The 14,534-nt window shown below is 69.5% G+C and carries 10 protein-coding genes and 2 pseudogenes; 10 read left to right on the forward strand and 2 right to left on the reverse strand.

All coding sequences use genetic code 11. The features are described from left to right. Position 1 precedes the first annotated feature (1 nt). From OG510_RS35195 to OG510_RS35230, 8 genes and pseudogenes are all read left to right on the forward strand, one after another. Complete coding sequence (locus OG510_RS35195; RefSeq protein ID WP_406142074.1) at positions 2-778, forward strand: ABC transporter ATP-binding protein; 777 nt, start codon at positions 2-4, stop codon at positions 776-778. After that, complete coding sequence (locus tag OG510_RS35200) at positions 772-2,067, forward strand: ABC transporter permease (RefSeq protein WP_406142075.1); 1,296 nt, start codon at positions 772-774, stop codon at positions 2,065-2,067. Before OG510_RS35195 ends, OG510_RS35200 begins: the two co-directional genes overlap by 7 nt. Further along, the gene (locus tag OG510_RS35205; RefSeq protein ID WP_406142076.1) at positions 2,054-2,689 is read left to right on the forward strand and encodes a hypothetical protein; all 636 of its coding nucleotides are present in this window, start codon (positions 2,054-2,056) and stop codon (positions 2,687-2,689) included. The genes OG510_RS35200 and OG510_RS35205 overlap by 14 nt, the downstream gene beginning before the upstream one ends. Before the next feature lie 133 nt (positions 2,690-2,822). Continuing rightward, positions 2,823-2,960: a hypothetical protein gene (locus OG510_RS35210; RefSeq protein WP_406142077.1), complete on the forward strand. Its 138-nt coding sequence runs from the start codon at positions 2,823-2,825 to the stop codon at positions 2,958-2,960. Between the two features lie 252 nt (positions 2,961-3,212). Continuing rightward, positions 3,213-4,541, forward strand: a pseudogene (locus OG510_RS35215) (NF041680 family putative transposase). Continuing rightward, positions 4,538-5,453: pseudogene (locus OG510_RS35220) on the forward strand (IS982 family transposase). Before OG510_RS35215 ends, OG510_RS35220 begins: the two co-directional pseudogenes overlap by 4 nt. Before the next feature lie 126 nt (positions 5,454-5,579). Beyond that, a complete protein-coding gene (locus OG510_RS35225; RefSeq protein ID WP_406142078.1) occupies positions 5,580-6,530 on the forward strand; it encodes an oxygenase MpaB family protein in 951 nt (316 codons plus the stop codon). Continuing rightward, positions 6,512-8,746, forward strand: coding sequence for a protein kinase domain-containing protein (locus OG510_RS35230; RefSeq protein WP_406142079.1), 2,235 nt, complete (start codon positions 6,512-6,514; stop codon positions 8,744-8,746). Before OG510_RS35225 ends, OG510_RS35230 begins: the two co-directional genes overlap by 19 nt. A 95-nt stretch (positions 8,747-8,841) precedes the next feature. Here the strand turns inward: OG510_RS35230 and OG510_RS35235 are convergent, their stop codons facing one another. Both OG510_RS35235 and OG510_RS35240 read right to left on the reverse strand, forming a co-directional pair. Further along, positions 8,842-9,579 carry a DUF4232 domain-containing protein gene (locus OG510_RS35235; RefSeq protein WP_406142080.1) on the reverse strand — a complete coding sequence of 246 codons (738 nt, stop codon included), beginning with the start codon at positions 9,577-9,579 and terminating at the stop codon, positions 8,842-8,844. Between the two features lie 165 nt (positions 9,580-9,744). Continuing rightward, a complete protein-coding gene (locus OG510_RS35240) occupies positions 9,745-11,613 on the reverse strand; it encodes a serine hydrolase (RefSeq protein WP_406142081.1) in 1,869 nt (622 codons plus the stop codon). A gap of 170 nt (positions 11,614-11,783) precedes the next feature. Between OG510_RS35240 and OG510_RS35245 the strand changes: the two genes are divergently transcribed. Beyond that, positions 11,784-12,890, forward strand: a complete 1,107-nt coding sequence (locus OG510_RS35245) for an NAD(P)H-dependent flavin oxidoreductase (protein ID WP_406142082.1) — start codon at positions 11,784-11,786, stop codon at positions 12,888-12,890. Continuing rightward, entirely contained in the window at positions 12,890-14,452 is a 1,563-nt protein-coding gene (locus OG510_RS35250; protein WP_406142083.1) for an acyl-CoA synthetase, read from the forward strand. The genes OG510_RS35245 and OG510_RS35250 overlap by 1 nt, the downstream gene beginning before the upstream one ends. Positions 14,453-14,534: the final 82 nt, after the last annotated feature.

Consider the following 14,534-nt stretch of genomic DNA (forward strand, 5'->3'; position numbering starts at 1 on the left):
TATGCCGATTTCTTCCGTCGCTCGATTTACGGCGCTCACTCAGGGGTATGGCGACCGACGCATAATCGAAGATCTAAACCTATCCATCTATCCAGGTGTCACTGGATTGTTGGGCCCCAACGGAGCAGGCAAGACCACGCTGTTCCGCACTCTCGCCACGATCGCGCCACCGCAGAGCGGAGAACTGGAGCTCTTCGGCAAGCCCGTCATCAATGAACGGGACGTCCGGAAGGTCCGTCGTCGGATCGGTTACCTGCCTCAAGACTTCGGCTACTACCCAGCGTTCTCCATCACCGATTTCGTCCGTTACTGTGCCTGGTTGCGTGAGGTCCCCACCAAGGAGGCCGAGTCCGCGACAGCAGAGGCTCTGGCTGCCGTCGGACTAGCCGACCGAGCCCGCGACCGCATGAAGTCACTGTCTGGCGGCATGCTTCGCCGTGCCGGGATCGCCGCAGCCATCGTCGGCTCCCCTTCCCTGCTCCTCCTCGATGAGCCCACAGTCGGCCTTGACCCGGCGCAGCGCCTCGACTTTCGTGACCTCATTCGTTCCCTCGCGCGCGCTGGGGCTGCCATCGTGCTCAGCACACACCTGGTGGAAGACGTAGGCGCTGCCTGTGACGCTGTCCTCGTACTGAGCGACGGCCAGGTAGTTCACAGCGGTACTCCACAGCAACTGGCTGAATTGTCCACACCGTCAGCTCCGGGAGACAGCCCGCTGGAGCGCGGCTATATGACCGTTCTGGGTAGCAGCCGGCCGACCGAGGAAAGCACATGCTGAAGGCATACCGCATCGAGCTGCGGCGATCCCCTCTTCTCACCGCCTTTCCACTGATGGTCGCGGTGGACCTGCTGGTGCTGTTCGGGCGGTCACAGTACTGGATCGGCGTGTGGCCTGAGGCGAGCGTGGCGGCACAGATCGTCACACTCTTCCTGGGGCCCATCCTCGCTGGCGTTTCCGCCTGGCAGGCTGGACGTTCCTCTCGGGCAAGAGTCCCCGAGTTCCTACTGTCAGCTGCCCGGCCCGGCTGGCGGATCGAGGCCACAAGGCTGGCTGCCACTCTCACGCTCGGGTTCGTTGCGTACGGGGTCGGGTGCCTTACCGCCGCCGCTGTCTCGCTTCACGATGCAGGGCCAGGTTTTTTGTGGCCGTCCTACCTGCTGTTGGGAGCCGCGACCCTGATCATGTTTGCATCCGTGGGACATCTGGCCGGCCGGTGGTGGCCATCGGCCGGATTCACACCCATCGTCTGCGCGCTGGGCTGCTTCATCAGCATGCTGGCTCTACCGTTCAGATTCGAAGTCCTCGCGGGGCCGCCGGACACTCACCTGCAGGTGCAGCCGACCGTCGTTCGTATGCTTTTCGCTCTCGCTCTCGTGGTCCTGGCAGTCACGGCGCCACCACGGAGGAGAAGGGCCGAGCGTGAAACCCCTTTCCGGCGGCCATCGTGGCACATCAAGGGTGCTGCCGTCGGGGCACTGGTCTGCTCTCTTATCGCATTGGTCGAGATTCCGGCAGCTGGCGAACTGAGCGCGGACCGTCCAGCCTCTGCGAATACGCCTCTGTGTGATCGTGTTAACGAAAGTACCTCGCGTGTGTGTGTATGGCCTGAGCACCGAAAGTACCTGCCAGATTTGATCCGAATGGCTCAGCGCCTTGGCGAGACCGGTCAACATCAATTCAAAGCGCCCGACACATTTTATGAGTACGGTCTGCGGCGTATCGAACTGGGAGACCGAGGGTTCGATATCGCTGAGGGGCATGTACGCACTGCGGCGATAGCCATGGCTGATCAGGTGTTCACCGAGTCGTTCGGCCTATGCCGCCCGCCTGTCAACGAGCACCGAGCATTGATGGCCATGGATAACATCCAGCTATGGCTCGAATACCGGGCTATGGGCGAGGATCCGGCGGTTGCTGATAAGGGTCTCCACCAAGAAGGCGTCTCTGCCGCGCAGCGTGAAGCTACCAAGGCCGCCCGGATGTCTCCTGCTGATCAGCGGAAATGGGTCGCGCATGAGCGTAGCTATCTTCGCGAGAACTGGTGCAGTCCTGATGAACGGTCCTGAACTGCTCCGCTATGCAAGAGTTCACCGGGGCGGTGCCATCCTCGCCGGAACAGCCTTCGTTGCCCTTCTATCAGCATTTTTCGGCGGTGTCCATATCTCGCTTCCCTCCATAGGTAGCGGGGGGGTTACCACAGGTGTCCCCTACCGGCATGAGCTTCCACTTCTGTCGGCCGTTTTCCTCACCGCGACCCTCGACGGAGCGCTAGCGGCACATGAAGAAATGGGCACACCCACGATGTACCGGTTTCGCGCCGCGTACTGTATCTCCCTGACTCTGGCGGCGTGTGCCTTCTCTTTTGGTGCTGAGACACTCGCCGTCGGACCGGCGGACGGGGTGGTCTTCGTTCGCTCCGTCTTGATCTGGCTTGGCCTCTCGCTGCTGTCTGTCAGGTTGCTGGGACAGCAACTTAGCTGGGCTATCCCCCTGGCTTCGGCCCTCTTCCTGGTCTGGTACCCCCTCTACTGGTGGGACTGGACGGCGAGTTCTCCCAGCGATCTGTTCAGTTGGGCAGCTGCCGCCATAGCTCTGAGTATCGGAGTTGGTGCGACCGCAACAACTCCCTGGCGAAGGAAAGTCTGGCTCCGCAGGAGAAAGCCTCCAGCAAGAACAACCGCTGTGTGAGAGCGGCCCCAGACCTGGTCCCGCCAACGAGACGGGCTGCGCATCGCCTCCTCGGAGGTCGGACGCTCGTCTTTTCCGGGCCGGCCACCCGTCGCAGGGCTCCCGCTCCAGCCAGTTCCAGCAGACCGGATATGTGGTCTGCCCCGCCGTCGCCGCCTACGTGTTGGCGGTGATCCACGGCATCGACTGGGAGTCGAGGGTCCGTGACTACCTCACCGGCCTGTACCACTACGACGACCTCTGGACCGAGGAGTACAGCCTCACAGCGTGACGCCGCCCGGCGCCCGGCCTCACATCCGGAGGCCGGGCTGCCCGGCCGTGGCGCGGGACGCAAGCTACGCGGACCGCCCAGGCCCCGGCCAACTGGCCTGCCGCCCTGAACTTGTTCTTTTTCTTCCGGACTCGAACAACGTCCCGAACGGGGTCACTCACCAGGGAGTTCGCCGGACGTGGGGGCGGCCTTCGCCTGATTCTGTGCTCCGACCAAGGAGCGCACGTGACCGAGGCCGTACTGGCGAATCTGCTGCCTGGCGATGTCCGCGATGTCCGCGAGGAAGCGTTCGCGGAAGCGTCACGCTTCCGAGACTCCTTCTATACATGTCTGACCGCCCGGCGCGACGAATTGTTTGAGTTGGTGCTGTGTGCGGACGGGCCGGTGAAATCGCCGGTGGGTCTGACGCTGGTGCCCGAGCATCGCCGTGGGCACGGAGCGTTGTACGGAGCACTCAACCGCGGCCGGATCGACGCCGAGCGGCTGGGGACCTTGCTCGCTGGGCTGCCGCTGCCCCGGTTCGAGGGCGGGCGCCTGGTGCTGGCGGTCGATGTGTCGCCGTGGCTGCGGTCGGACGCGCCATGCTCGGCGGACCGATTGTTCTGCCACGTCTACGGGCGGGCGAAGTCCGCCTCGCAGTTCATCCCGGGCTGGCCGTACTCCTTCGTCGCGGTCCTGGAGCCCGGGGCCACATCGTGGACGTCGATCCTGGACGTGCTCTGGTTCGGGCCCGAGGACGACGCGACCGCGGTAACCGCCGCCCAGCTGAGGGCGGTGGTCGAGCGGCTCGTCGCGGCCGGCCAGTGGCAGCCCGGGGACGCAGACGTCACGATCGTCATGGATGCTGGCTATGACGTCACCCGCCTGGCCTGGGTCCTGTGGGATCTCCCGGTCGAGCTGGTCCGGCGGATCCGCTCGGACCTGGTGATGCGCTGTCCGGCCCCCTCGCGCGAGGAGTTCCACCGCGCCCACCCCTGCGGCGGGCATCCGCCCAAGCACGGGCCGGAGTTGCGCTTCGCCAAACCCGAGACCTGGCCCGAAGCGGCGGTCACCACGGCTACCGACACCGTGAACTATGGCAAGGCCGAGGCCCGGGCGCGGGACCGGGTCCACCCGAGGCTGACCCACCGCTCGGCCTGGCTGGAGCACGACGGTGAACTCCCCATCGTCGAGGGCACCCTGGTCCGCCTCAAGGTCGAGCATCTCTCCAAGGAGCGAGAGGCGCCACGGGTCTGGCTGTGGTCCTCGAAGACCGGCGCGACCCCGGCAGACGTGGACCGGTTGTGGCAGGTGTTCCTCAGGAGATTCGATCTTGAGCACACCTTCCGTTTCGGAAAGCAGACGCTCGGCTGGACCACCCCGTAGATCCGTACTCCCGAGGCCGCAGACCGGTGGACCTGGCTCCTGGTCGTCGCCCACACCCAACTCCGCCTTGTCCGGCGGCTGGCCGCCGACCTCCGTCGGCCCTGGGAGAAGCCGGCCAAGCCAGAACGCCTCACTCCGGCCCGGGTCCGCCTAGATGATCGATTCCAAGGGATCGGCTGCGCGCGAAAGGGGAGGGAGCCCAACGTCAGTGTGTGAAGACAGAGTTGGACTCCCTCGCCACCGCACTCTATGTGAAGACCGACGACCTGCTGAAGGCATCACCGCATCTGGCGCCCTGGCGTCCGGCGGTCGGGATCGCTCCGCAACTGACCGATGCCGAGCTGGTCACGCTCGCGATGATGCAGGCCATGCTGGGCTTCACCTCCGAGGCCAAGTGGCTTCGCCACGCCCGCTCCCACCTGCGGCATCTCTTCCCGTACCTGCCGAAGCAGCCCGGCTACAACAAGCGCCTGCGCAAGGCTGCCGAGCTGCTGCGGCGGGTGACCCGGGTACTGGCCACCGACACCTCCGTGTGGAGCGACGACGTGTGGATCGTGGATTCCACGCCGGTGGAGTGCGGACGCTCCCGCGAGACCGTCAAACGTTCCGACCTGGCCGGATGGGCCGAGTACGGGTACTGCGCCAGCCACAGCCGCTTCTTCTGGGGCCTGCGCCTGCACCTGGTGTGCACCCTGCAGGGCCTGCCCCTCGCCTTCGCCCTGACTGGGGCCAAGGCCGACGAACGCGAGACCCTGCTGGACCTGCTCGCCGCCGAACACGGCCTCACCGCCGCCCGGCCCGGACAGACGCTGATCGGCGACAAGAACTACTTCGGCCGCGACTTCGAACACCAATTGGCCGAGCAGGACATCCGGCTGCTGCGACCAGCCCGCAAGGGCGAGCCGGAACGGCCCGGCGCCCCGTTGTTCAAGCCGGTGAGGCAAGTCATCGAGTCGGTCAACGAGACGTTCAAGGGCCAGCTCAACCTCGAACAGCACCGAGGCCCGCACTCCGGGCGGCGTGATCGCCCGCGTCATGCAGCGCATCCTCGCGCTGACCGCCGCGATCTGGCACAACGACCGCACCGGCCAGGTCGTCCTACGCTCACTGACCGCCTTCGATCACTGACCCCTTGGAATCGATCATCTAGAGGCGCCGTGAGACAAGGTACAGAAGGTACAGCTGGAGATGAGCCACGGTTCTGGGCATCCTGTACGTGGGGGAGCGCAGGGCGACAACGAACGGCGGAGCAGCATGAGCGACGGAGCGCGGGCGCCGGACCCGGATCCGGACCCCGGGCTGTTCGGTCCCGGGTCGGTGACCTGGCAGGTACACGCGGACCCGGTCATGTGGATCGCCGGGGTCCGCGCCCTGTACCTCCAGGCGCTGCACCCCCGCGCGGTCCGCGGCGTCATCCAGAACTCGGACTTCCGGCGGGACGCCTGGGGACGGCTGCTGCGCACCGCGAGCTTCGTCGGCACCCTCACCTACGGGACGACCGAGGCCGCCGAGCAGGCGGGCGCGCGTGTCCGCCGGATCCACGGTTTCCTCGGCGCCACCGACCCCGCGACCGGGGAGCGGTACGGCGTCGGCGAGCCGGCCCTCCTGCTCTGGGTGCACTGCGCCGAGATCGACTCGTATCTGAGCGTCCTGCGACGCTCCGGCGTCCCCGTCAGCGACGCCCAGGCCGACCGCTACATCGACGAGAACCGGCAGAGCGCCCGGCTGGTCGGGCTCGACCCGGCCGATGTCCCCGCAGACCGGGCCGCACTCGCCGCGTACTTCGCCTCCGTACGCCCCGAGCTCGCCGCGACCGCCGAGTCCCGCGAGGTCGATGACTTCCTGCGCAGGCCCCCCGTCCCCGCCGTGCTCGCTCCGGCGCGCGAGGTGATCTGGCGGCACGTGGCCGCCCTCGCGTACGCCGCACTGCCTCCGTACGCCCATGAGCTCTACGGGAGACCGGCGCCCGGCCCGGAGACCGTGGACCGGCGGCTGACCGCCACGGGCAACGCCCTGCGCTGTATCCCCGACCGGCTGCGCTGGCAGCTGCCACCTGGCCATATTCTGGGGGCCATGGCGCGGCTGGGCCCCGGCAGCCGTCCGGCACCGTACAAACTCCGGACACCGGACGCCATACTGGACGGGCCGGGGAGGGCGCAGCGAGGCGACGGGGGCGACAGCACGAGATGGCGGACACCAGGCTGATCCACGGCCGGTACCGGCTGCTCGAACCGATCGGGCGCGGGGGCATGGGCGAGGTGTGGCGGGCTCTCGACGAGTCGCTGGGCCGCCATGTCGCCGTCAAGTGCCTCAAGCCGCTGGGGCCCCAGCACGACCAGTCCTTCATCCGGGTGCTGCGCGAACGCTTCCGCCGTGAGGCGCGGGTCGCGGCCTCGCTCCAGCACCGCGGGGTCACCGTCGTCCATGACTTCGGTGAGTACGAGGGTGTCCTGTACCTGGTCATGGAGCTGCTCGACGGCCAGAACCTCAGCCAGCTCCTCGACGCGAACGAGCGGCGGCCGCTGCCGGTGGCCGATGTCGTCGACATCGCCCGGCAGGTCACGTCCGCCCTCGCCTACACCCATGAGCAGGGCATCGTCCACCGGGACCTGAAGCCCGCCAACATCATGCGGCTCACCGACGGCACGGTGAAGATCTGCGACTTCGGCATCGCGCGGCTGGGCCACGACATCGGTTTCACCTCCCGGCTCACCGGCACCGGCATCGCCATGGGCACCCCGCACTACATGTCGCCCGAGCAGATCGGCGGCGGTGAGATCGACCACCGCAGCGACCTCTACTCGCTGGGGTGTGTGCTGTACGAAATCGCCACCGGGGCACCGCCGTTCGACCTCGACGACGCCTGGGCCGTGCTCGTCGGCCACCGGGACACCGTGCCCGAGCCGCCGCGCAGCCACCGGTCCGAACTCCCCGACTTCCTCGACCGGGCCGTCCTCGGCCTGCTCGCCAAGACCCCGGACGAGCGCCCGGCGGACGCCAGGGAGCTGGGGCTGCTGCTCGGTCCTGAGACCCCGGCCGCGGGCCTGGCCGCGACCGCTGTGCTGGGCGCGGTGCACCTGCCGCCGAGTCTGCCGCCGCTGCCGCCCTGGACCCGCTCCATGACCACCGGCCACAAGGCCACCGGCACATGGACGGTCACCTCGACCCCGACCGACCGGGCGACCGCGCTCACCGGCGAGTGGACGACCGCCGGACCCCCGCGCGGCGCCGCCGCGGTCCCCGCGCTGTCCACCGGGCAGCGGCCCACCCCGCCGCCCGGCCTGGTGGCCGCGCTGACCGGCCGGCACAACGCCGGGCTCAGTCTGAGCAGGCTGGGCCGCTGGGCGGAGGCGGGGGAGGTGCACCGGGCCGTGGCGGCCGAGCGTGAGTACGCCCTCGGCCCCGACCACCCGGACACCCTGGCCAGCCGCTACGAAGTGGGCTTCACGCTGAGCCGTACCGGCCGGGCGGCCGACGCCCTGCGGGAGTTCACCCGGGTCGGCGACGGCCGGGCCAGGACGCTGGGCGCCGACCACCCCGAGACCCTCGCCGCCCGGCAGGAGACGGCGTACGTACTGGGGCAGCTCGGCCGCCACTTCGAGGCGCACCAGGTGTACGCGTCGGTGCTGGCGGCCCGGGAGCGCACCGTCGGCCCCGACCACCCGGACACCCTGCGCTGCCGCCACAATCTCGCCTTCAACCTGAGCAGGCTCGGGCGGCTTGAGGACTCGTACCGGATGGCGTGCGAGGTGGCCGCGGCGCGTGCCGCCGTGCTCGGCGCGACCCACCCGGACACCCTGGTGACCCGGTACGAAGTCGCGTACGCGCTGGGGCAGCTGGGGCGCTGGCCGGAGGCGCTGGAGATCTACCGCGAGGTGGCCGCCGCCAGGGAACAGGCCCTGGGCGCCGACCATCCGGACACACTCGCGACCCGGTACGAGGTGGCCATCAGCCTGGGCCGGCTGGGGCACAGCGAGGAAGCGCTCGAAAGGTTCGGCGCGCTGGTCGGCGACCGCACCCGGGTCCAGGGCCCGGCCGATCCGGAGACCCTGCGGGCCCGGCACGGCCTGGGGGTGAACCTCGGCCGCCTCGGGCGGTGGGACGAAGCGCTCGCCGAGGCGCGCGAGGTCTGTGCGCTGCGGGAACAGGTGCTGGGCGCCGACCACCCCGACACCCTGGTCAGCCGCCGCGAGATCGCGGTCGGGCTGGGCTGGCTCGGGCACTGGGCGGACGCGCTCACCGTCTACCGGGCGGTCGCCGAGGCCCGGGAGCGGGTGCTCGGCCTCAGCCACCCCGACGCGCTGGCCAGCCGCAACGACGAGGCGCACTGTCTGGAGCAGTTGGGCTGCGGGGACGAGGCGGCCGAGCTGTACCGGCTGGTCGCCACGCGCCGGCAGCAGCGGAGCGCGCCGGGGCTGTGAGCCGCCCCGGGGCGGCTCACAGCTGCGTTCTCCGGGCAGTTTCCGAGCGGTCCCCGCAGCCCGTCGAGCCCGGCGAACCGCTCAGGGCACCGGCGTCAGGACCCGATCGGGTTGACGTACGTGGCCGAGTGGGTGGCGCCGTCCTGCTTGGTGATCACACCGCCGAACGGCCACTTCAGCGAGAACTGGCTCTTCTCGTTGGGCGGGGTGATCCGCACCAGACCGGGCTCGAAGGTGCCCGAGCCCGTCTCCGTCGTCGCGCCGAGGGTGATGGTGAAGTCGGTGGTGTCGCCGGGCGCCAGCGAGATCGTGGTGACCTTCTTCGACGAGCGCTCCAGCGACCAGGTGCCGTCGGACGCCTGGTCGCCGACCATGTCGACGCCGGGGAAGCCGGTCAGTGTGCAGGTGCCCTTGCCGATGTTGGTGAAGGCCACCGATGCCCGTGTCTGCTCGTCGGACTTCATGTTCGGTGCGGCGTCGCCTCCGGTGGCGAAGGCCGCCTTCAGGTCGGCGGTGTGGCAGCGCGACGACGCGGCACCGGCCGCAGCGCCGCCGTTCCCGCCGGTGGACGAGGAGGTGCCCGGCGCCTTGGTACCGCCGTTGACCGCGGTGCCGCCGGAGCCCGAACCGTCCGAGCTGCTGGAGCTGTCCGAACCATCGGCCGTGCTCTTGCCCGAAGCCGCGCCGTCGGAAGAGGCGGCCGTCGAGGAGTCGTTGGCACCCGCGGCCTTGTCGTCGGACGAGGACGAACAGGCGGCAGCACCGAGGCCGATGGCGGTGACGGCGAGAAGAGCGGCGATCCGGCGGGGTGCGCGAGTCAGCTGAGCGGTCATGAGTGTGGGGCCCCTGGCATCGAGAGAACGTGATCTACGGCGGTTATCACGCCAAGGATGTCGGATCAGTTGCAGCTTCGGGGAATCCCCGAATGTGACATGGATCTCTGTGCGCCGGGCGGACCGTCCGCAGGTCAAACCCTCCTGACCAGGCGTCACGTCGGATCAGTCCGTGGAGCGCACCCAGCCGGACGCCTCGATCCGGGCCGCGTCCGCCGCTCCGGTCCCGTCGAAGAGCGTACGGCGGCCGTCGCCGACCACGATGTCGGTGACGTAGGCCCCGCGGCCCACATACAGTTGATCGGTCGTGTACCGCCAGCGCAGGCGTACTTCCCGTCCGTGCCAGGACGCCAGGTCCGCGTCCAGCCGGTGCCAGACGCGCCCCGACCAGCCGTCCACCGACCCTGATGGGTGGGTTTCGGGCCGCCGGCCCCCGGCCGTGGTGGAGAAGGGCACCGGCTGCCAGGTCGCACCGGCGTCCGCCGACGCCTCCAGGAAGAGGAAATCGGCGTGCGGTTCGCTGTCCCACCACACCGAGGCGCCGAGACGCGTCCGTCCGGACACCGGGGTGATGGCGGGCAGGGTCAGCGTGGCGGTCGCCGAACTCGCCATGCCGGAGAACCAGCTCGTCCGTCCGTGCGGGGCCCGCACCGGCACCGCCCGCGCCAGGCTGTTGCCCGCCTGGACCCGGGGCGCGCTGCCCGTACGCCAGTTGCGCACCGGATGGACCGAGTTGCCCAGCATGATCAGGAAGGAGTCGGTGGACGGGTCGAGCACCAGGCTGGTCCCGGTGAATCCGGTGTGGCCGGCGGTGCGCGGGGTGGCCATCGCGCCCATGTACCAGTGCTGGTAGAGCTCGAACCCGAGGCCGTGGTTGTCCCCGGGGAACGCGGTGTTGAAGTCGGTGAACAGCAGGTCCACCGATTCCGGCCGCAGAATGCGGGCCGGTCCGTACGCGCCGCCGTTCAGCAGCGTGCGGGCCAGGACCGCCAGGTCCCAGGCGCAGGAGAAGACCCCGGCGTGACCGGCGACGCCGTCGAAACTGTAGGCGTTCTCGTCGTGCACCTCGCCCCAGACCAGCCCGCGGTCCAGCCCCGACCAGGGCTGCCTGGCGTCCTCGGTGGCCGCGATCCGCGGCTTCCAGGAGGCGGGCGGGTTGTAGCGGGTGCGGTGCATACCGAGCGGTGCGGTGATCCCCTCGCGTACCAGGACGTCGAGCGTACGGCCGGTGATCTTCTCCAGGACCAGCTGCATCGAGATCAGGTTGAGGTCGGAGTAGAGATACGCGGTGCCGGGCGCGTTGATCGGTGCCTCGGCCCACAGCATCCGCAGTCTGTCCTCCCGCGTCGGCGCCTTGTACAGCGCCAGCGTCGCGCGGAACCCGGAGGTGTGCGTAAGAAGTTGACGTACCGTCATGTCCGCTTTGCCGGCCGCGCCGAACTCGGGGAGGTACGAGGCGACCTTCGCGGTCAGTTTCAGCGCGCCCCGCTCGATCTGCTGCACCGCGACGAGCGAGGTGAAGAGTTTGGAGACGGACGCCAGGTCGTAGAGGGTGTCCCGGTCCGCCGCGATCTGCTGGTCAGGGGGGAGCTCCACGCCGGTGTCGGACTTCTCGTCGTACGCCGAGTAGCGCACCGCGTGTCCGATCGGTTCGTGCAGCGCCACCGTGCCGCCGCGGCCGGCGAGCAGGACGGCGCCCGCGTACCACGGGTGCGTGGGGGAGGGGCCGAGGAACGTCCTTGCGCCGCTGACCAGTTGGCGCAGCTGACCCGGGAGCAGCCCGGCCTGCTCGGCGGTGCCGCGCCTGAGCGTCGTACGCCCGGAGCCGGAGCCGGAGCCGGAGCCGGACCCTGAGCCTGAACCCGGAGCGCCGGGGTTCGTGCCGCGCCCGGGCCCCTGGCCCGCGGCCGGTCCCGCGGCCGAGGCGGCCGGGCCCAGTGGGAGCGAGGCCAGGGCGAGCGCCCCTCCCAGGGCCAGCATTCCGCCGCCCAGCCGGCGTCTGCTGATGTCCCCGCCCGCGGTGTTGCCGCTCATCCCAGCACTCCTTGAAAGTATCTTTCGACGCCCGGTCGGCTGCGGAAACTTTCTGCCATCGGTACAGGGGTGTCAACCCTCGCACCGCGTGTCTCCGGCGCCGCAAAGAATCTGACACTGCATCAGAAAATCTCTTCCCTCGAATGCTCCGCTGGGGCATCCTGCGCCCCATGGAGACGGAGCTGAGCAAGAAACTGGGGATCGAGCACGCAATCTTCGGCTTCACGCCCTTCCCCGCCGTGGCCGCCGCCATCACCCGGGCCGGCGGATTCGGGGTACTCGGAGCGGTCCGCTACACCGCCCCCGACGAACTGGCGCGTGATCTCGACTGGATGCAGGAGCACACCGGCGGACTGCCGTACGGCCTCGACGTCGTCATGCCCGCGAAGAAGGTGGAAGGGGTGACGGAGGCCGAGGTCGAGGCGATGATCCCGGAGGGGCACCGCCGGTACGTGGAGGAGACCCTCGCCAAACACGGGGTCCCCGAGTTCCCCGAGGGCGAAGCCTCCGGCTGGCGGATCACCGGGTGGATGGAGCAGGTCGCCCGCAACCAGCTCGATGTCGCCTTCGACTATCCGATCAAGCTGCTCGCCAACGCTCTCGGCTCCCCACCCGCCGACGTCATCGAACGCGCCCACCGCCACGGTGTCCTGGTCGCGGCGCTGGCCGGCAGTGCCAAGCACGCCAGGCGCCACGCCGAGGCCGGGATCGACATCGTCGTCGCCCAGGGGTACGAGGCGGGCGGCCACACCGGCGACATCGCGTCCATGGTGCTCACCCCCGACGTGGTCGACGCGGTGTCCCCGCTGCCGGTGCTCGCCGCCGGCGGGATCGGCAGCGGCGAGCAGATCGCCGCCGGTATCGCGCTCGGCGCCCAGGGCGTCTGGCTCGGCTCGCTCTGGCTCACCACCACCGAGGCCGAGATGCACTCACGCGCACTCACCCAGAAGCTCATCGAAGCGGGCTCGGGCGACACCGTGCGCTCCCGTGCGCTGACCGGCAAACCGGCCCGTCAGCTCCGTACGGAATGGACCGACGCCTGGGACGATCCCGCCGGGCCCGGCACCCTGCCCATGCCGCTGCAGGGGCTGCTCGTGGCCGACGCGGTCTCCCGGATCCAGAAGTACGAGGTCGCCCCGCTGCTCGGCACCCCGGTCGGCCAGATCGTCGGCCGGATGAACTCCGAACGCGGTGTGCAGGAGGTGTTCGACGACCTGACCCGCGGCTTCGAGCGGGCCATCGACCGGATCAACCGCATCGCAGGACGGAGTCACTGATGGCAGCGACGGACAGCCAGACCCCCAACGGCTTCTGGGCCCAGGCCACCGCCGACCCCGGCCGCACGGTCCTCATCGCACCCGACGGCGAGGAGTGGACGGCCGGACGGCTGCACACCGCCGTCAACCAGCTGGTGCACGGGCTGCGGGCCGCAGGGCTGGAACGGGGGGACGCCTTCGCGGTCGTACTGCCGAACGGCGTCGAGTTCCTCACCGCGTATCTCGCCGCATCGCAGGCCGGGCTCTATCTGGTCCCGGTCAACCACCACTTCGTCGGACCCGAGATCGCCTGGATCGTCGCCGACTCCGGGGCCAAGGTCCTCATCGCCCATGAGCGCTTCGCCGAAGCGGCCACGGCGGCCGCTGACGAGGCCGGGCTGCCCGCGACCCACCGGTACGCGGTCGGGGCCATACCGGGATTCCGCCCCTACGGCGAACTCCCCGGCGGGCAGCCCGGATCCGTACCCGAAGACCGCACACTCGGCTGGGTCATGAACTACACATCGGGCACCACCGGCCGGCCCCGCGGTATCCGCCGCCCGCTGCCGGGCAAGCTGCCCGAGGAGACCTACCTCGGCGGGTTCCTCGCCATCTTCGGGATCCGCCCCTTCGACGGCAACGTCCATCTCGTCTGCTCGCCGCTCTACCACACCGCCGTACTCCAGTTCGCGGGCGCCGCCCTGCACATCGGCCACCCGCTGGTCCTGATGGACAAGTGGACGCCCGAGGGGATGCTGCGCAGCATCGACGCGCACGGGTGCACCCACACCCATATGGTCCCGACCCAGTTCCACCGCCTCCTCGCGCTGCCCGACGAGGTCAAGGAGCGGTACGACGTGACGTCGATGCGCCACGCCATCCACGGCGCCGCGCCCTGCCCCGACCACGTCAAACGGGCGATGATCGAGTGGTGGGGGAACTGTGTCGAGGAGTACTACGCGGCCAGCGAGGGCGGCGGCGCCTTCGCCACGGCCGAGGACTGGCTGAAGAAACCGGGCACCGTCGGCAAGGCATGGCCCATCAGCGAACTCGCCATCCACGACGACGACGGCAACCGGCTGCCGCCCGGCGAACTGGGCACCGTCTACATGAAGATGTCCACGGGCGGCTTCAGCTACCACAAGGACGAGGCCAAGACGGCGAAGAACCGCATCGGTGACTTCTTCACCGTCGGCGATCTGGGACTGCTCGACGAGGACGGCTATCTCTTCCTCCGCGACCGCAAGATCGACATGATCATTTCCGGCGGGGTCAACATCTACCCGGCGGAGATCGAGTCCGCGCTGCTCAGCCACCCCGCCGTCGCCGACGCCGCCGCCTTCGGCATCCCGCACGCGGACTGGGGCGAGGCGGTCAAGGCCGTCATCGAACCGGCCGAGGGCGCCGTGCCGGGCGACGCGCTCGCCGCCGAGATCCTGGCCCACTGCGAGTCCCGGCTCGCCGGGTACAAACGCCCCAGGAGCGTCGACTTCATCGAGGCGATGCCCCGCGACCCCAACGGCAAGCTCTACAAACGGCGGCTGCGTGAGCCGTACTGGGAGGGCCACGAGCGCCCGCTCTGACACGGGCGCGTACGCGGGCAGGGGCGGGCCCGGCCGGGGCGCGCTCGGCGGGCAGCCGCTGATCATCTCCGTCAGCATGGCC

It is taken from the genome of Streptomyces sp. NBC_01089 (assembly GCF_045162975.1).
In the GTDB taxonomy this organism is placed as follows: Bacteria; Actinomycetota; Actinomycetes; order Streptomycetales; family Streptomycetaceae; genus Streptomyces.

Coding starts and splice junctions, on each gene's coding strand:
- OG510_RS35250 (WP_406142083.1), top strand. CDS start 12,890: ATGGCAGCGACGGACAGCCAGACCCCCAACGGCTTCTGGGCCCAGGCC.
- OG510_RS35240 (WP_406142081.1), bottom strand. CDS start 11,613: ATGAGCGGCAACACCGCGGGCGGGGACATCAGCAGACGCCGGCTGGGC.
- OG510_RS35230 (WP_406142079.1), top strand. CDS start 6,512: ATGGCGGACACCAGGCTGATCCACGGCCGGTACCGGCTGCTCGAACCG.
- OG510_RS35200 (WP_406142075.1), top strand. CDS start 772: ATGCTGAAGGCATACCGCATCGAGCTGCGGCGATCCCCTCTTCTCACC.
- OG510_RS35235 (WP_406142080.1), bottom strand. CDS start 9,579: ATGACCGCTCAGCTGACTCGCGCACCCCGCCGGATCGCCGCTCTTCTC.
- OG510_RS35245 (WP_406142082.1), top strand. CDS start 11,784: ATGGAGACGGAGCTGAGCAAGAAACTGGGGATCGAGCACGCAATCTTC.
- OG510_RS35225 (WP_406142078.1), top strand. CDS start 5,580: ATGAGCGACGGAGCGCGGGCGCCGGACCCGGATCCGGACCCCGGGCTG.
- OG510_RS35195 (WP_406142074.1), top strand. CDS start 2: ATGCCGATTTCTTCCGTCGCTCGATTTACGGCGCTCACTCAGGGGTAT.
- OG510_RS35205 (WP_406142076.1), top strand. CDS start 2,054: ATGAACGGTCCTGAACTGCTCCGCTATGCAAGAGTTCACCGGGGCGGT.